The following is a 17,736-nucleotide window of genomic DNA, read 5'->3' as shown; positions in this document are numbered from 1 at the left end:
TATGATAAAATAACTTTTTATCAAATGAAAAAATCATGAAAACATGGTACTATAATAGTGGTAACGCTTACAATGAATAAGAAGAGGAGTGAGGCGGATGGATAAACCAACAATCACCATTTATGATGTCGCCCGTGAAGCAGGTGTGTCAATGGCAACCGTTTCGCGTGTTGTGAATGGAAACGCCAATGTTAAACCAGCAACTAAAGAAAAAGTTGAAAAAGTGATTGCTGATTTAGGGTATCGCCCTAATGCAGTTGCTCGAGGGCTAGCCTCACGTAAAACCACCACGGTGGGGTTGATTATTCCCGACCTAACCGATCAGTATTTTGCTGAACTTGCTCGTGGTATCGAGGACGTGGCAAATATGTATAACTATCAGATTATTTTATCAAGTTCAAATGGAAGTGAGATTAAGACGGATCTGATTGACAACCTGCTTGGTAAGCAAGTGGATGGTATTATTTTCATGGGAAATCAAGTATCGACGGAAATCGAAGAACGACTTTTATCAGTTGATTTGCCAGTTGTGCTAACAGGTGCCCTTGATACGCAAAAAAAGTTGCCAAGTGTGAACATCGATTATTTCAATGCCTTTCGTGATGCAACGTTGCACTTAATTGAAAATGATCACCGACGGATTGCTTTTATTTCAGGACCATTATCAAAATACACGAAACAAGATTATAAATTTCAAGGGTATGAAGATGCAATCGCTCAACACGGCATTAATCACGACGATAAGTTGATTTTCCAAGCTAGCTATACATACGATGCCGGGTATGCGTTAGCGCAATCGGTCAAAACATCAGGTGCTACAGCTGCCGTTGTGACAACGGATGAAATGGCCGCCGGGGTCTTAAATGGTCTAACTGATTTAGGCTTACATTTACCACAAGACTTTGAACTCATTGCCAGTAATAATTCGCAATTAACGCGTATGACTCGTCCTGCTATGTCATCAATCACACAACCGATTTATGATATGGGGGCAATCTCAATGCGTATGTTGACGAAGTTGATGGCTCATGAAGAATTAGATGATACACAAATTGAATTAATTCACGGCTTTACGACGCGGGATTCAACTGCAAAATAAAAACACCATTTCAAACGAAATGGTGTTTTTTTTTAAGGAGACAACGGGATTTGAACCCGTGCGCCGGCTCGACACCGGTTCGGCGGATTTCGAGTCCGCTGCATTACCACTCTGCCATATCTCCATGTACAAACAATCATTATAGCGATAATTGTCTTTAAATTCAAGAAAACCACCAATAGTGATATTGGTGGTTTCTATAATAGCCCATCAGGGAGTTGAACCCTGGATGCCGGTGTGAAAAACCGGAGTCTTAACCGCTTGACCAATGGGCCAGAAAAAATAAAAAATGAAGCAATAGCTCATCAGGGAGTTGAACCCTGGATGCCGGTGTGAAAAACCGGAGTCTTAACCGCTTGACCAATGAGCCAAGAAAATAATAAATAAAGCAATAGCCCATCAGGGAGTTGAACCCTGGATGCCGGTGTGAAAAACCGGAGTCTTAACCGCTTGACCAATGGGCCAGAAAAAATGAAAATTTAAACAATAGCTCATCAGGGAGTTGAACCCTGGATGCCGGTGTGAAAAACCGGAGTCTTAACCGCTTGACCAATGAGCCAAAAAAATAAAAATGGAGCAATAGCCCATCAGGGAGTTGAACCCTGGATGCCGGTGTGAAAAACCGGAGTCTTAACCGCTTGACCAATGGGCCAGAAATAAATTACTTATTAACAACAAGAGATAATATACCAGAATCTAAGAAGACATGCAACAAAAAAATTGCGAATTATGAATTTTTTTTTATGGCTTGTCAATCTATCTCTATATACTATAAAATAATCACATTCTTTACAAAATATGGGGAGTGAATTGTGGATAAGTTAAGATGGGTTTTAGATCGACATGAGCAAGATATTGTACGTTTGAACGATTATTTATTATCAAGATTGGATGATGTGGTTCCAGTGACAACCGTGATGCATGATTTAGATTGGTCACGGTATCGTGTTTTATCAACATTAGAAACGTTGGTACGTGATTTGGAAACACAACAAACCGGGGGACACGATGATGATAAGTATGATATGCAGGGGAAAGTGATTAAAATAAACCATAGCGTACAAATCAATACGCTTGCCTTAGAATATCAGTATCGTAAGCGTTCAATTGCTTGGGTGCTATTATTAGAAATGTTAACTGAGCAAGTTGACTCATATGAGAACTTTGCGGATCGGCACAATATTTCCGTTGCAGCAGTCCGTTCAGCTAAACAAAAAATTCAAGAAGCTTTTTTGAACCAAGATATTGAAGTTAGCAAAAACAACCGCATTGTGGGAAATGAGGTTGTTGTCCGGTCTTTCTTTATGCAGTTGATGCGTTATTATCATGCGCAAATTGAAACCACGATTATTCAATCGACCCCACAAGATCATTTGGTAACGGACCAACTTGTGAATAAATTGTTGGATATTTATGGTTTGACGCAAGATATTACAAATGAAAGTGTTATCTCATTACAAGTCCTTATTTGGTTAATTCGAGTGCAAAATGGGCATTATTTGCATGATCAAGATTTGCCGAATATATTAGTATATTCTGACCACTGGCCGGAAGCTTACCAACATTTACATGCCCATTTAATTCAAATGATGCAGGAGTTTGTGGATTTATCGGATCATGTTTTGCGGACTGAGGCTCAATTTGCCATTTTAACCATGTTTACAAGTGGTTTAGTAACCGAAGTGCCGGAAAGTATGTTGAGACCTGAAATTCAGACCCGGTTGCAGAAACTTAGTGAAACATTAGAGGGGAATTTTGAAGCTGCCTTTAATCGTAAATTACCGGCCGATGTCGAATCGCGATTACTTGAAGCAACGTTGAGCAGCAATCTGAGAACGTTGTATTTCTTAAAGGATTTAGTCCAAAGTTCAGTGGATATTGGTGTGTTAGAGCGTCATTTCCCAATTCATGCGAAGTTTACGAGTGACTTATTGTTCGCACTGGCTGAAGTTTGGCAAATTGAAGATGTTGCAAAATTTAGACGAGTGATGTTTGAAGATTACTTTAATGCTATGATTGTACAACTGACTCCGGCAATGATATTGCCAACCATTAAGGTAGCCATTGGTTTTGTTTATCATCCTGGTATGGGTGAATTGGTGCAACAACAGCTATCAAATCGACGTAACATTAATTTTGAATTTGTCCCAGTTGGCGAGCCGGCTGATTTTTATATTTCAGATATTGCCATTGAAAGTGAAGATGCTGTTCCAGGTTATATTTGGAATGTCTTTCCTGATAACCATACGATTGATCACTTTGTCCAAGATGCCATGCAATTGTCTTTGAAGTATTATCATAACCAGATTCATTAGACAAAAAATGGACACTCTATTGATTCTGCGTATTTTTTTTCGAATTAAAAAAAATCAGCATGGTGGAATGTTGAAAAATTGGTTATTCTAATAACATAGTCTTGAGGGATTGCATGAGGGGGCTACGGTTAACGTAGTTTTGCAAATGAATCAAGAGGAACACTTTTTCAAAGGTGTCAGCAATATAACCTTGGGGGGTTAAATAAAAGGAGTCAGCGTGCTGACTCCTTTTATTTTGCGTTAAAACAACCGAATGCAAGCAGATAGTGGTAAAATAGACTTCTAAAATAGATAAAGGATCGTGGAGCCATGTTAGTTGGTAAAAAAATAGTGTTAGTCGTTACAGGCGGCATTGCGGCGTATAAGGCCGTGACTTTGACGCGCTTACTTGTGAAGGCCCAAGCGGATGTACGTGTTGTTATGACCAAGTCAGCTTGTGAGTTTGTCACACCCAAAACATTTAGTGTTTTATCTACCCATCCAGTTTTGACCGACTTATTTGCTGATACAACAGACCCAGCCATTGACCACATCGAATTGGCTGATTGGGCCGATTACATGGTTGTGGCACCAGCTAGTGCGAATTTTATTGCCAAGATGGCCCAGGGCATTGCTGATGACGCCGCATCGAGTGTTGTGATTGCACGCCATACTGGGATTGCGATTGCACCGGCCATGAATTCAAACATGTATCAAAATCCAGCCGTGCAACGGAACCTTAACCAATTAAGTGCTGATGGTGTTAAAATCATGGCACCTGAGCAAGGGCAATTGGCTGAAGGATATGCTGGGATTGGTCGTTTAGCCGAACCAGAAAACTTATTTGCGCAAATCGGTATCTTGGCGGAAACGGATGAGAAAACGCTCACTGGAAAGCGTGTCGTGGTTACAGCAGGAGGCACACAGGAACCGATTGATCCGGTTCGATATATCGCAAATCATTCTTCAGGTAAAATGGGCTATGCGTTTTCCCAAGCTGCTGTGGAACAAGGGGCACAAGTGACTTTAATTACAACAGTCGATTTAACGCCACCACCATTTACAAAAGTTGTTCATGTTAAAACTGCGCAAGAAATGCAAGCGGCATTGATGCAGCAATATGATGCAGCGGATGTGGTGATTATGGCCGCGGCAGTGGCGGATTATCGAATTGCCGAACCAGCCACGCAAAAAATGAAAAAACAAGCGGATGCGTCGGGACTAACTTTGAAGTTAGTGGAAAATCCTGATATTCTGGCGGAGTTGGGTGCTCAGAAGTCACATCAATATTTAGTTGGTTTTGCTGCAGAAACCCAACAGTTATTGGACCATGCCCAAGCCAAGCTAAAAAAGAAGCACGCGGATTTGTTGATTGCCAATGATGTCTCGCAGGCAGATATTGGCTTTGGTTCGGATGATAATGCCGTAACTTTATTGTTTAAAAATGAAACACCGGAGACACTTCCAAAGATGAGTAAACTCGAGGTAGCACGTCAGGTATTAAAGTTAATCAAACCAAGAATGGAGGAAGCATGAGATGCAAGTTGGAATTGATAAGATGAGTTTCTTTTCACCACAACACTATATTGATATGGTGGATTTGGCCCATGCACGCGGTGAAGAACCTGATAAGTATTTAATTGGGATTGGACAAACACAACAAGCAGTTGCGCCGGCCACCCAAGATGTCGTGACGATGGGGGCAAATGCTGCCGACCAGATGTTAACGCAAACTGACCGAGAAGAGATTGAAGAGGTTATCTTTGCTACTGAGTCAGGCGTTGATCAATCTAAATCAGCAGCGGTATATGTACAAAAGTTGCTAGGCATTAACCGTTATGCGCGAACAATTGAGCTTAAGCAGGCATGTTATTCAGGTACCTATGGTTTGATGCAAGCACGTGATTATGTGACTTTGCACCCAGAGGCCAAAGTTTTGGTGATTGCCAGTGATATTGCCCGTTATGGATTGAATACTGGTGGTGAAGTGACACAAGGAGCTGGGGCTGTCGCAATGTTAGTAACGGCGAACCCAACGATTGCGACGCTCAATCAAGACAGTGTTTTTATGTCAGATGAAATTATGGATTTCTGGCGACCAAATGATTCTTCAACGGCTGTGGTTGATGGTAAATTCTCAGCTAATATTTATCGTGATTTCTTTAAAGAATTGTGGGATCGTTATCGTGCCCAAACTAGTCGTGATTTAAATAGTTTTAAAGCTTTAGTTTTCCACTTACCATTCACAAAGATGGGGCTCAAAGCACTACGTGACGTCTTACCTGAAGTTTCAGAAGAAAAGCAAAATGCCTTACTTACTTCATTTGAGGCGAGCCGTCATTATAATAAACAAATTGGTAATTTATATACGGGTTCAGCTTACTTGAGTTTGATGTCATTATTGTTGAATGATGATACTTTGCAAGCTGGCGATGATTTAGCCCTATTTTCATATGGTTCTGGAGCTGAGGGGGAATTGTTCTCATTAACGCTACAAGCCAACTATAACCAAGGTCTGATTACAAACCAATTACCTGAGTTATTAGAGCAAAGAACGCAACTTTCCATTTCAGAATATGAACAAATGTTTGCATCTGTGGTCCAAGGGTCAACGAACCGTGCGCTTGATATCACACATGATCATGCCAAGTTTGTTTTGAGTGGCGTTCAAGACCAAAAGCGACAATATGTAGAACAATTTTAGCAACGATTGACTTTTAGTTCGTGATTTAGCGGTTTGTTTACTCCGGTCGCTTGTGATGTTCGGTTTATTTTGATAAAATAATATTGAACTAAAAATAGGAGCAAGTGAATTGATGAAAAATGTATATTTAGCAGGACCATTTTTTGATGCAGAACAAATTGAACGGATTGAACGGATGGAGCAAGCTTTAACGAATAATCCAACCGTTGCAAGTTTTTTTAGTCCACGTTCAGAAAATTGTGCTGAATTTGAGATGGGAACACGTGAATGGGCAGCTGCCACATTCAAGGTGGATCGCGATCACATCGACCAAGCAGATGTTGTCGTAGCAGTTATTGACTATGTCGATGATTTCGTGGATCCAGGAACGGCATGGGAAATTGGCTATGCCAATGCGAACCAAAAGCCTGTTATTTTGCTCAAAGAAAAGCCAAATGGTAGCGTGAATTTGATGATGGCAATTCCCGCCCATGCTGTTTTGCTACATGTTTCAGATGTTGCTCAATATGACTTTAATGAAATGCCAACGTCTGAATGGACTGGTGATATGTTTTAAACATCGCGTCTGATGTGACCCTGGAAGTGAAAAACTTTCGGGGTTTTTATTATCATTTCGTTTAAATTCATGTAAGATAGAAATATTATAAATGAAGAAGGAAAATAACGATGACCTTGCAAACAATTTGGCAACTGATTCGACGGTGGATGATACGCTTTTGGGTACCGCTAGTGGTCGTCTTAGCCATATTAACAACAGCAGTCATGACGACGACGTTCTTGCTCCATCGCCAACAAGTGACCGTTAAAATTAGTAATGTGCCAATCCATACGAGCCGAGGCGTGTTGGCGCCGGGGGCTGGTGTTTTAAAAAAAGGGGAGCACTTACAAATTTTGAAACGCGAAAGCGGCTGGTATGAAGTACGGCGTGAAGATGAGTCAAAAGCCTGGGTCGCAGGTTGGCTTGTAGAGCGAACGCAACCACTTGCCAAGCTGTCACCACTATCTGAAGCGACCGTGGTCTTGGATCCCGGACATGGTGGTTCGGATTCAGGGGCGCTGTCGAATCATGACCAGTATGAAAAGAAATACACATTGGAACTCGCTAAGAAGGTGGCATCTGAGTTGAAGTCACATGGCACTCGGGTCATCATGACACGCGACACAGATAAGCTAGTACCATTAGCCGATATCCCAAAGGTGGCTGAAAATAGCCACGCCGATATGTTTATCTCATTTCATTTTGATTCAGCACCTGAAGCGAATTCAGCGAGTGGCTTTACCACTTACTATTATCATAAGGAAAATGGTTCAAAAGATTTGGCGCAATCGGTCAATACGGCAATCGCCCCTGAAATGCCGAAGAACATGCCTAATAAGGGGGTCGACTTTGGTGATTACTTAGTCTTACGTGACAATCAAGTACCGGCCATTTTGATGGAAAATGGCTATATTAACTCGGATCGCGATTTTAACCATTTTAAAACGGCACAATTCCAACAAAAAATTGCAAACGCATTACCATATGGGCTAGAACGCTACTTGGAAGATCATAAAAAATAACGCGTGTCTCAAGAGCAAAAGCTTGACGTGACTTGATTGCTAGGGGATAATAAACGATAGATATATTAAACCGATGAGAAAGTAAATCTATGATCTAATTCAACAGCGAGTGGAAGTTGGTGTGAGTTCCATGTTTTAGCCATAGAGGGACACTTTTTAGGTCGCATTACGCGCGCAGATACTCCGTTACGGTATAGATAAGAACTAAACAAGGTGGTACCGCGCAAAAAAGATGCGCCCTTGATAACAGTGAATGACTGTTATCAGGGGCTTTTTTTGTCGGTAAAATTAAAAATTGAGAGGGCTTTAATATGGCAAAACAATCATTTCAAAAACCAAAAGGAACCGCAGATTTACTACCAGGTGAGTCACATAAGTGGCACTATGTCGAAGAGACAGCGCGTCTGCTTTTCTCAGATTATCAATATCAGGAAATTCGGACACCAATCTTTGAAAACTTCGATGTTTTCGCCCGTTCTGCGGGGGATACATCTGACGTCGTGACCAAGGAAATGTACGACTTCTACGATAAGGGAGATCGTCATATTGCGTTACGTCCTGAAGGGACTGCCGGCGTTGTACGTTCATTTGTTGAAAATAAGTTATATGGTCCTGAGTTTGCTAAGCCTTATAAAGCTTTTTACATTGGACCAATGTTCCGATATGAACGTCCACAAGCTGGGCGCATGCGTCAATTCCATCAAATTGGCGTTGAGGCAATTGGGTCTGAATCGCCTGCACTTGATGCAGAAACGATTGCTATGGCAGTTGATTTCTTCCAAACATTAGGTGTTGCTGATTTAAAGGTAACCATCAATTCACTTGGTGATCAAGCATCACGTGATGCCTATCGCCAAGCTTTGATTGATTATCTAACGCCTTTTAAGGATGAATTATCGTACGATTCACAAGCACGCTTGGAAAAGAATCCATTACGTGTTTTGGATTCAAAGGATGCCAAAGACCAAACGATTGTTGAAAATGCACCTTCAATTTTGGATTATCTCAGTGAAACGGCACAAGCCCACTGGGACAAGGTTAAAAACTATCTAGATGCTTTGGGTATTGAGTATGAAGTTGATGCAAGTACAGTCCGTGGACTTGATTACTACAATCACACTATTTTTGAAATTATGACCCAAAGCCCTGCTTTAGGGGATGGTTGGACAACAATCGCTGGTGGTGGTCGCTACAATGGCCTAGTGGAAGAATTTGGTGGGCCACAATTACCAGGTGTTGGTTTTGGAATTGGATTGGAACGCTTGATGTTGTTACTTGATGATGCTGACGCTGTTTTGCCAGATGCACCAGCCTTGGACGTGTATGTTGCAAACCAAGGTGAGGGAACCGACGTTGTGGCCATGCAAATGCTTCAAGCGGTTCGCTCATTTGGCTATAGTGCCGATCGTGATTATGAAGATCGCAAGTTAAAGGGCCAATTTAAAGCGGCCGATCGTGAAAATGCACATTATATGATTTTAATTGGCGATCGTGAACTAGCCGAACATGCCGCAAAATTGAAGGATTTACGTACTGGGGATGAGCAACAAGTTAAGTTAACAGACTTATACACGGCCTTACCAGATTATGTGGAAATCGATGTGGAGACAGGAGAGGAATAACATGAAGCGAACAAATTATGCAGGATTAATTGATGAACAATATGAGGGACAAACAGTTGTCTTAGACGGTTGGGTCCAAAAGCGCCGTGATCTAGGTGGTTTGATTTTTATTGACTTACGCGACCGTGAAGGCATCGTTCAATTAGCTTTTTCTGATGAAATTTCAAAAGAAGCGCTTGAAGTGGCTGAATCTGTCCGTTCAGAATATGTCTTAGAAGTCACTGGGGTCGTCAAAAAGCGTGCTGAAGGTGCTGTAAACGACCATATTCGTTCTGGGAAAATTGAGGTGCAAGTCACTGAGATTACCGTTTTGGCTGAATCAAAGACAACACCATTTTTGATTGAAGATGGCGTGGATGCTTCAGATGAAACTCGGTTGAAGTACCGATACTTGGATTTGCGTCGTCCTGAAATGCAAGAGAATTTGCGCATTCGTTCAAAGATTACGGCGGCAACACATGAATTCTTGGATCAAGCCGGATTTATTGATATTGAAACCCCATACTTGGCTAAATCAACTCCTGAAGGGGCCCGTGATTATTTGGTGCCTTCTCGAATTTACCAAGGCGCTTTCTATGCCTTACCTCAATCACCACAACTCTTTAAGCAACTGTTGATGGGAGCTGGTTTTGATCGTTATTATCAAGTTGCTCGTGCTTTCCGTGATGAAGATCTTCGTGGTGATCGTCAACCTGAATTTACGCAACTTGATTTAGAAACATCATTCATGAACCAAGATGAAATTCGTGAATTGGTTGGTCAATGGGTCGCTTCAATCATGCAAAAGACGGTTGATTATGATCTTGATCCAACGGATATCCCTGTTTTAACTTGGGAAGAATCAATGCGCCGGTTTGGAACTGACAAACCCGATATGCGTTTCGGCATGGAATTGCAAGATCTTTCAGAGATGATGCAAGACTCAGACTTTGGTGTCTTCTCAGGTGCCGTTGCCAACGGTGGTATGGTTAAGGCTATTGTGGTTCCTGGTGGGGCTGAACACTATTCACGAAAAGAAATCGATAAGCTTGGTAAGTATGTTGAACGTTTTGGAGCCAAGGGCTTGGCTTGGTTGAAAGTTATTGAAGACGGGATTGCTGGACCAATCGCCAAATTCTTTACCGAACAATCAGATGCTATTTTAGCTGCAACGGGAGCTAAGGCGGGGGACTTGATTTTGTTCGCCGCTGACAAGCCAAACGTTGTGAACCCAACGCTGGATGCCTTGCGTCGTATGACTGCCAAGGAAATGAACCTCATTGATGATCATAAGTGGGCCTTTGCCTGGATTGTCGATTGGCCACTCTTTGAATATCAACCAGAAGAAGATCGTTGGATTGCGGCACACCACCCATTCACGATGCCAAACGAGGAAGATTTGCCATTGATGACGACAACCGAAGGGGCACACAAAGCGCATGCCCAATCTTATGACCTGGTCTTGAATGGTTATGAATTGGGATCTGGTTCAATTCGTATTCACCGCATGGATATTCAACAACAAATGCTTTCAGCGCTTGGCTTTACACCAGAATCTGCGCAAGAAGCATTTGGTTTCTTGCTAGAAGGTATGGAATTCGGATTCCCACCAATGGGTGGAATTGCCTTAGGACTTGATCGTTTGGCCATGATCTTGGCTGGTCGTGACAATATTCGTGATGTCATTGCGTTCCCAAAGAACTCAAAGGCGACTGAACCAATGACTGAAGCACCAACACCCGTTTCAAAGCAACAAGTTGAAGGTGACCTGGGCTTAACGGCCCCCGAATACGCGGATACTGATACACCTAATTTGGCAGAGGAATAAGGCACCTCAAGAGGGAAGGTGAAGGAATATGACGCAGATAATGCTATATTTTGATCGACATGAATATGCGGCGCGAATTGTTGCAGCCATTATTTATGCCTTAACCTCAGCGATTGCGATTAATATTTTTTGGACACCTGGCCATATTTACTCGTCGGGGTTCACTGGGTTAGCTCAAATCCTTAATACATTAGGGATTCGATATTTGCATATGAATATTTCAATTGGATTGTTGTTAATTCTATTGAATGTTCCTGTATTAATTTTGGGTTACCGTAAGTTGGGGTATCGTTTTACAATGTTTACTGGATTAGCCTTAGTCTTGGCCGCGCTAGCCATCCGAATTGTGCCTTCACCAGGTGAATGGGTCCGTGATCCGCTCGTCTTAGCCATTTTTGGTGGTGGTATCAATGGGTTTGGGACTGGGTTTGCTCTTAGAACTGGTCTTTCAACTGGTGGGTTAGATATCATCGGGATTGTGGCACGTAAAAAGTTTGGCATGCGCATGGGAGCAGTCAATCTCACGTTTAATTTCTTTATTCTGTTGACCGCGGGTTATCTTTTTGGACCGCAGTATGCGTTATATACAGGGATTTCATTAATTGTGAATGCTTATATGATTGATAATTTCTATACCCGTCAGCAAAAGTTGCAAGTGATGATTGTGACTGAACAGCCTGACCGTGTGATTGAAATGTTACAACAAAACATTCGACGTGGGATTACAATTGTGCATGATGCTGAAGGTGGCTACAATCATCACGAGAAGGAAATTCTCTTTACCGTGATTTCCGCTTATGAACGTTATGACTTCCGGGATGCATTGGAACAAGCTGACCCTAAGGCATGGTCATCAACCTGGCGAATTGAACATACAACGGGACGCTTTTACGAGCCAAAACTCTAAAATGTGTTTGACTTGTTTCAGAATTCTGGTAAAATTTAATTTGAACAAAAGTGTGCGACATTATAAGTTGAATTCTTCACACGGGAAGGGAGGGTAAACATTATGGCAAAGACTGTTGTTCGTAAGAATGAGTCTCTAGATGATGCTCTCCGTCGCTTTAAGCGTGGTGTATCAAAGGATGGTACTTTACAAGAGTACCGTAAGCGCGAATATTACATCAAGCCATCAGTACAACGTAAGTTGAAGGCTGAGGCTGCTCGTAAGCGCAAGAACAAGAAGGGACGCTAAAACGTTCTGGCCGGGCTACCTCTGGGTGGTCCGGCTTTTGTTTAGAAATTATCAACTAAAGAGGAATAAGAACATGACATTATCAGAACAATTAAGTACCGATATGAAGACGGCGATGAAAGCTAAGGATAAGGAAGCTTTAAGTGTGATTCGCATGTTAAAGTCTGATTTATCAAATGAACAAATTAAGCTGGGTCATGACTTAACACCTGATGAAGAATTGTCAGTTGTTTCGCGTGAAATGAAGCAACACGTTGAAGAACGTGACGCTTATGTTGATGCCGGGCGTGACGACTTAGCAGAAGATTTAAATGCGCAAATTGCTGTCCTTGCAAAGTATATGCCTGAACAACTTTCAGAAGATGAAGTTCGTGCCATTGTGCAAGAAACCATTGCTGCAGTGGGCGCTTCAAGCAAGGCCGATCTTGGTAAAGTCATGGGTGCGCTTATGCCTAAGGTTAAGGGTAAGGCTGACGGAAAATTGATTAATCAACTTGTCCAAAGCGAATTAGCATAAAGTGTTTTATTGCGGGGAATTCCATCCCCGATACATAGGTAATTAAGGTATAATATAAGTAATCTGAGCAAAAGAGGGTTATATAATTGACAAATACCATTGAGCAAAACTTTCAATTTGAAAATCCAGAACAAGAAATTGGTTTAGTCGGTCCACAAGATGCTCATCTCAAATTATTAGAAGAGGGTCTTGGTGTCCAAATCACCGGAATGGGGGCTCAACTGACCATTGTTGGTTCACCAGAAGCTGTGGCACAAACTGTCGCCGTGATCGATGAACTTTGTTTGCTAATTAAAAAGGGAATCCGGATTGGACCTGCTGACATTGTTTCAGCGATGAACATGGCCCAACGTGGCACGCTGATGTACTTTGCGGATATGTACACGGAAACGATTATTCGTGATGCCAAAGGGCGTGCGATTCGGGTCAAAAATTATAATCAGCGTGAGTATGTCAATGCCATTCGGCATGCTGATGTGACTTTCGGGATCGGACCTGCAGGAACAGGTAAAACTTATTTAGCCGTTGCCATGGCTGTTGCAGCGTTGAAACGTGGTGATGTGGAACGGTTAATTATTACCCGGCCGGCTGTTGAAGCTGGTGAAAGTTTAGGCTTTTTACCAGGTGATTTAAAGGAAAAAGTTGATCCGTACTTACGACCAATCTATGATGCGTTGTTTGCTATTCTAGGTAAGGAGCACACAGAACGGTTAATTGATCGTGAAGTTATCGAAATTGCACCCTTAGCTTATATGCGTGGACGGACGTTAGACAATGCCTTTATCATCTTAGATGAGGCGCAAAATACAACGACTGCCCAGATGAAAATGTTTCTAACTCGGCTTGGATTTGGCTCAAAGATGGTGGTGAACGGGGATGTATCCCAGATTGATTTACCGCCTCGTGTAAAATCCGGTTTGGTTCAAGCGCAAACCATCTTAAAAGATGTCCCACAAATCCAAATGATTCATTTTGACGCAAGTGATGTGGTCCGCCATCCGATTGTGGCAGCCATTGTGGGCGCGTATGATCGTTATAATGATGCAGAATAAATTGGAACAGTAAAGGAGTAAATATGGATTTAGCATTAATCGATGAATCAAAACCAGGTTTATCAGAAGAGCATTTAACATTAGTCAAAAACGTTTTGGATTACGCTGGGAAAGCGTTAGGGCTTCCTGATAATACTGAAATGTCTGTGACCTTTGTGAATAACGATGAAATTCAACGGTATAACCGTGAGTATCGTGGCCTTGATAAGCCAACAGACGTCATTTCATTTGCGATTGAAGATGATGCTGATGATTTCCCATTGCTAATGGATGAGGAGATGGCTGAAGACATCCCTAAAAATATTGGTGACTTGATTGTTTCAGTGGATAAAATCGGTGAACAAGCCGAATATCTGGAACATTCCTGGGAACGTGAACTCGGTTTTCTTGTGGTCCACGGTTTCTTGCATTTGAACGGGTACGATCATATGAAGAGCGAAGCAGATGAAAAAGAAATGTTTGATTTGCAACGCCAAATCTTAGATGATTATGGCCTTACACGATAAGCAAAACCCCAACGACCACCAAGTCACAAAAAACCGCCATTTTTTGCAGGCCTTAGGCCATGCGTTAGATGGGATTATTGATGTTTTAAGACGTGAACGTAATATGCGTTTTCATATCGTCGCTGCCATTTTGGTGCTGATTCTGGGCATCTATCTAGGGATTGGCAGATCCGACTGGATTTGGATTACGATTGCCGTAAGTATGGTGATTATGTCTGAATTTGTGAACACGATGGTTGAGGCAATTGTTGATCTAATTGTCGGGGAACGATATGAGCCACTCGCCAAAGTCGCAAAGGACGTTGCAGCCGGCGGGGTCTTAGTCGCAGCAGGAACAGCAGCGGTGATTGGCTGCTTAATTTTTTATCCCTATATCTTTTAATAGAACACAAGAATACATGAGGAAATAGTCGAATGTCAGAAGCTTTTAAGTCCGGTTTTGTCGCAATTGTTGGACGCCCAAATGTGGGTAAGTCAACATTGCTCAACCAAATGATTGGTGAAAAAATTGCCATCATGTCACCCAAGGCCCAAACAACCCGAAATAAGATTCAAGGAATCTATACCACGGATGAAGGTCAAATCGTGTTTATTGACACCCCTGGAATTCACAAGCCCCAAAATGGGTTAGGGGATTTCATGATGAAGACGGCCAATTCAGCGTTACATGAAGCGGATATGATTTGGTTTGTTGTCAATGCCGATGAACCACGTGGTGGTGGTGATGATTATATTATCAATCGTTTAAAGGATGTCGATACACCAGTATACTTGGTTATTAATAAGGTTGACCTTGTGCAACCACAAGAAGTTCTTCCAATGATTGCTGATTATCAAGCACAAATGGACTTTGCTGAAATCTTCCCAATTTCAGCGCGAACAGGGGACAATGTCCAAGCTTTGATTGATACAACGATGGATCAATTAGAAGCCGGACCACAATATTACCCAGAAGATCAAATTACAGATCACCCAGAACGCTTTATCATGGCCGAATTGATTCGTGAGAAGGTCTTGCAATTGACTCGCCAAGAAGTGCCACATTCAGTTGCCGTGGTGATTGATAGCATTGCCCGTGAAGCAAATGAAAAGTTGCATGTTCAAGCAACGATTGTGGTTGAGCGTCCAAGCCAAAAGAATATTATTATTGGTAAGGGTGGTAGCATGATTAAGGAAATTGGAACCCGCGCTCGTAAAGATATCGAGCGTTTGCTTGGTAGCAAAGTTTATCTTGAACTTTGGGTGAAGGTTGAAGACCGTTGGCGTGATAAGCCGCAAGCACTTCAATCATATGGATATAAGGAGGATGCGGACGTTTAAACAACGTTGCATCAACCTATTTGAAATCGTTTCGTCATTGACGGCGATTTCTTTTTTTATTTAAACAGGAGGTGGGGGAATGGCTGATATTTTTCAAGGCATCGTTATGTACCAGCGGGCACATAAGGAAAAGGATCTAATGGTTAAGATTTTGACCCGTGAATATGGAAAACGTATGTTTTATATTCGGCATGGAAAATCAAAACGTTACCAGTATGCTGCCGATATGCAACCATTAACCATGGCGACATATGAAGGGACCATTAACCGGACCGGCCTCAGTTTTATTAATGATGTGAAACAAAGTAAACTGCCACGTCTCTTTATTGAAGATGTTGAAAAAAATGCCTACATGCTCTATATCCTTGGGCTCATTGATGCAGCCTATGTTGATAATCAACCAATTCCACATTGGTTTGACGAGGCCCAATTGGCTGAAACGAAGATGGTGGATGGATTTGATGCCCAAGCTTTAGCAAATTACTTTGAATTGCACTTGCTGCCTGATTTTGGGATTCAAATGCAATGGCAAAGTTGTGTCATTTGTGGAAATACGCAAGGACCAATGGATTTTTCGGAACACTTGCAAGGGGTACTTTGTCAGCAGCATTGGGATCGCGATGAGTATCGCATGCATGTGAACCCAAAAGCCATTTATGTCTTACAGCAGTTGGCTCGGGTGGATTTGAACCAGCTGAACTCATTATCGTTGAATGCTGAAACCAAAAAAGAAATGGCGCGCGTATTGGATCGCATTTATCAAGAACAAGTCGGGGTCCAATTACGGGCTAAGACATTCATTCAAGATTTACATCAATGGGACAAGCGTTTGGCAGAACGCCAGCAAAAAAACGAATCGACTGATTGACTTTAAATTATGGACGAGTAAAATAGATGGTATAGCGATGAGGACAGAATATTTTTAAACACATGCTTAGCAAGTTACCGTTGATGGAAGGGTAGCCGTGATGTTTTTAAGGGGCGCTGTCGGAGCCAAGAACAATTTAAATGAAGCTGCCAAGGAATTCCTTGGAAGTAGGGTGGAACCGCGATACTAAATCGTCCCTACATCAATTGTGTTATACGATTGGTGTAGGCTTTTTTTATGCATTTAAAACAGAAAGGGAAATATCATGACCGAAAAGTTAAGTGTGCAAGATATTATTTTAACGTTACAAAAATTTTGGGCCGATCAAGGCGCTATGTTGATGGAGGCTTACGACACGGAAAAAGGGGCAGGAACGATGAGTCCTTATACTTTTTTGCGTGCGAATGGACCTGAACCATGGCATGCGGCTTACGTAGAACCTTCACGTCGTCCAGCCGATGGTCGTTATGGTGACAACCCGAATCGTCTTTACCAACACCACCAATTTCAAGTGGTTATGAAGCCTTCACCAGATAACATTCAAGAACTTTATCTGGCTTCATTGGAGGCCTTAGGAATCAATCCCCTCGAACACGATATTCGTTTCGTTGAAGATAACTGGGAAAACCCATCAATGGGTGCGGCTGGAATTGGTTGGGAAATCTGGCTTGATGGTATGGAAGTAACCCAATTCACATATTTCCAACAAGTCGGTGGGATTCCAGTAGACGCCGTAACTTCTGAAATTACGTATGGTTTGGAACGTTTGGCTTCATACATTCAAGACGTGCCAACGGTGTACGATTTGGAATGGGGAAATGGTGTGCTTTATGGCGACATTTTCAAGGAACCAGAATTTGAACATTCAACGTACTCATTTGATACGTCTGACTCAGAAATGCTTTTGCGTCACTTCAATGACTATGAAACGGAAGCAAAGCGTGCCTTAGCCGATAACTTGGTTCACCCAGCTTATGACTATATTTTAAAGTCATCACATACCTTCAATTTGTTGGATGCACGTGGGGTTGTCTCAGTGACTGAACGGGCGAAGTATCTAAGTCGCATTCGTAAGATGGCCCATCAAGTGGCCCAAGAATTTATTGACGAGCGTAAGAAGCTTGGTTTCCCTTTGTTAAAGGATGAAGATCTTAGAGCAAAGTACCTACCAGCAGATGAGGAGGAAAACTAA

At 42.1% G+C, this 17,736-nt stretch carries 17 protein-coding genes and 6 tRNA genes; 17 read left to right on the top strand and 6 right to left on the bottom strand.

Translation table 11 applies throughout. The features are described from left to right. The first annotated feature begins 97 nt into the window (after positions 1 to 97). The gene (gene ccpA / locus D3P96_RS04620) at positions 98 to 1,099 is read left to right on the top strand and encodes a catabolite control protein A (RefSeq protein WP_124943212.1); all 1,002 of its coding nucleotides are present in this window, start codon (positions 98 to 100) and stop codon (positions 1,097 to 1,099) included. A 35-nt stretch (positions 1,100 to 1,134) separates the two neighbouring features. On the opposite strand, the gene D3P96_RS04615 is transcribed toward ccpA, so the two are convergent. The 6 genes from D3P96_RS04615 to D3P96_RS04590 form a co-directional block, all read right to left on the bottom strand. Further along, positions 1,135 to 1,223: transfer RNA gene (locus D3P96_RS04615), tRNA-Ser, on the bottom strand. Positions 1,224 to 1,302: 79 nt separating this feature from the next. After that, positions 1,303 to 1,374: transfer RNA gene (locus D3P96_RS04610), tRNA-Glu, on the bottom strand. Between the two features lie 23 nt (positions 1,375 to 1,397). Next, positions 1,398 to 1,469 (bottom strand) — tRNA-Glu (locus tag D3P96_RS04605). A gap of 22 nt (positions 1,470 to 1,491) precedes the next feature. Next, positions 1,492 to 1,563, bottom strand: a tRNA-Glu gene (locus D3P96_RS04600). A gap of 23 nt (positions 1,564 to 1,586) precedes the next feature. Further along, positions 1,587 to 1,658 (bottom strand) — tRNA-Glu (locus D3P96_RS04595). Between the two features lie 21 nt (positions 1,659 to 1,679). Next, positions 1,680 to 1,751, bottom strand: a tRNA-Glu gene (locus D3P96_RS04590). Between the two features lie 160 nt (positions 1,752 to 1,911). On the opposite strand from D3P96_RS04590, the gene D3P96_RS04580 reads away from it, so the two are divergent. From D3P96_RS04580 to glyQ, 16 genes are all read left to right on the top strand, one after another. Then, positions 1,912 to 3,414: a helix-turn-helix domain-containing protein gene (locus D3P96_RS04580; RefSeq protein WP_124943211.1), complete on the top strand. Its 1,503-nt coding sequence runs from the start codon at positions 1,912 to 1,914 to the stop codon at positions 3,412 to 3,414. A 309-nt stretch (positions 3,415 to 3,723) separates the two neighbouring features. Next, on the top strand, positions 3,724 to 4,929 hold the full coding sequence (gene coaBC, locus D3P96_RS04575; RefSeq protein ID WP_124943210.1) for a bifunctional phosphopantothenoylcysteine decarboxylase/phosphopantothenate--cysteine ligase CoaBC: 1,206 nt from the start codon (positions 3,724 to 3,726) through the stop codon (positions 4,927 to 4,929). A 1-nt stretch (position 4,930) separates the two neighbouring features. Further along, positions 4,931 to 6,097 (top strand): hydroxymethylglutaryl-CoA synthase, encoded by a 1,167-nt coding sequence (locus tag D3P96_RS04570; protein WP_124943209.1) that lies wholly within the window; start codon positions 4,931 to 4,933, stop codon positions 6,095 to 6,097. A gap of 112 nt (positions 6,098 to 6,209) precedes the next feature. Continuing rightward, the gene (locus D3P96_RS04565; protein WP_124943208.1) at positions 6,210 to 6,653 is read left to right on the top strand and encodes a nucleoside 2-deoxyribosyltransferase; all 444 of its coding nucleotides are present in this window, start codon (positions 6,210 to 6,212) and stop codon (positions 6,651 to 6,653) included. Positions 6,654 to 6,763: 110 nt separating this feature from the next. After that, entirely contained in the window at positions 6,764 to 7,657 is an 894-nt protein-coding gene (locus tag D3P96_RS04560) for an N-acetylmuramoyl-L-alanine amidase (RefSeq protein WP_124943207.1), read from the top strand. 311 nt (positions 7,658 to 7,968) lie between these two features. Further along, a complete protein-coding gene (gene hisS, locus D3P96_RS04555; protein ID WP_124943206.1) occupies positions 7,969 to 9,279 on the top strand; it encodes a histidine--tRNA ligase in 1,311 nt (436 codons plus the stop codon). Between the two features lies 1 nt (position 9,280). Next, positions 9,281 to 11,086: an aspartate--tRNA ligase gene (gene aspS, locus D3P96_RS04550; protein ID WP_124943205.1), complete on the top strand. Its 1,806-nt coding sequence runs from the start codon at positions 9,281 to 9,283 to the stop codon at positions 11,084 to 11,086. A gap of 28 nt (positions 11,087 to 11,114) precedes the next feature. Further along, complete coding sequence (locus D3P96_RS04545) at positions 11,115 to 11,993, top strand: YitT family protein (protein ID WP_124943204.1); 879 nt, start codon at positions 11,115 to 11,117, stop codon at positions 11,991 to 11,993. Between the two features lie 102 nt (positions 11,994 to 12,095). After that, positions 12,096 to 12,281, top strand: coding sequence for a 30S ribosomal protein S21 (gene rpsU / locus D3P96_RS04540; RefSeq protein WP_042493485.1), 186 nt, complete (start codon positions 12,096 to 12,098; stop codon positions 12,279 to 12,281). Positions 12,282 to 12,354: 73 nt separating this feature from the next. Beyond that, positions 12,355 to 12,798: a GatB/YqeY domain-containing protein gene (locus tag D3P96_RS04535; RefSeq protein ID WP_124943203.1), complete on the top strand. Its 444-nt coding sequence runs from the start codon at positions 12,355 to 12,357 to the stop codon at positions 12,796 to 12,798. A gap of 86 nt (positions 12,799 to 12,884) precedes the next feature. Further along, positions 12,885 to 13,850 (top strand): PhoH family protein, encoded by a 966-nt coding sequence (locus tag D3P96_RS04530; protein WP_124943202.1) that lies wholly within the window; start codon positions 12,885 to 12,887, stop codon positions 13,848 to 13,850. 23 nt (positions 13,851 to 13,873) lie between these two features. After that, a complete protein-coding gene (ybeY, locus tag D3P96_RS04525) occupies positions 13,874 to 14,356 on the top strand; it encodes an rRNA maturation RNase YbeY (RefSeq protein WP_124943201.1) in 483 nt (160 codons plus the stop codon). After that, positions 14,334 to 14,738 (top strand): diacylglycerol kinase family protein, encoded by a 405-nt coding sequence (locus D3P96_RS04520; RefSeq protein ID WP_348542185.1) that lies wholly within the window; start codon positions 14,334 to 14,336, stop codon positions 14,736 to 14,738. Before ybeY ends, D3P96_RS04520 begins: the two co-directional genes overlap by 23 nt. 32 nt (positions 14,739 to 14,770) lie before the next feature. Continuing rightward, positions 14,771 to 15,676 (top strand): GTPase Era, encoded by a 906-nt coding sequence (era, locus tag D3P96_RS04515; protein WP_124943199.1) that lies wholly within the window; start codon positions 14,771 to 14,773, stop codon positions 15,674 to 15,676. Between the two features lie 79 nt (positions 15,677 to 15,755). Next, positions 15,756 to 16,544, top strand: coding sequence for a DNA repair protein RecO (gene recO / locus D3P96_RS04510; protein ID WP_124943198.1), 789 nt, complete (start codon positions 15,756 to 15,758; stop codon positions 16,542 to 16,544). Between the two features lie 265 nt (positions 16,545 to 16,809). Continuing rightward, positions 16,810 to 17,736: a glycine--tRNA ligase subunit alpha gene (glyQ, locus tag D3P96_RS04505; protein ID WP_124943197.1), complete on the top strand. Its 927-nt coding sequence runs from the start codon at positions 16,810 to 16,812 to the stop codon at positions 17,734 to 17,736.

This window comes from Weissella viridescens (genome assembly GCF_003862435.1).
Classification (GTDB): domain Bacteria; phylum Bacillota; class Bacilli; order Lactobacillales; family Lactobacillaceae; genus Weissella; species Weissella viridescens_A.
Note: the sequence above shows the minus strand (reverse complement) of the source record. Positions and strands in the feature narration are given on the sequence as shown.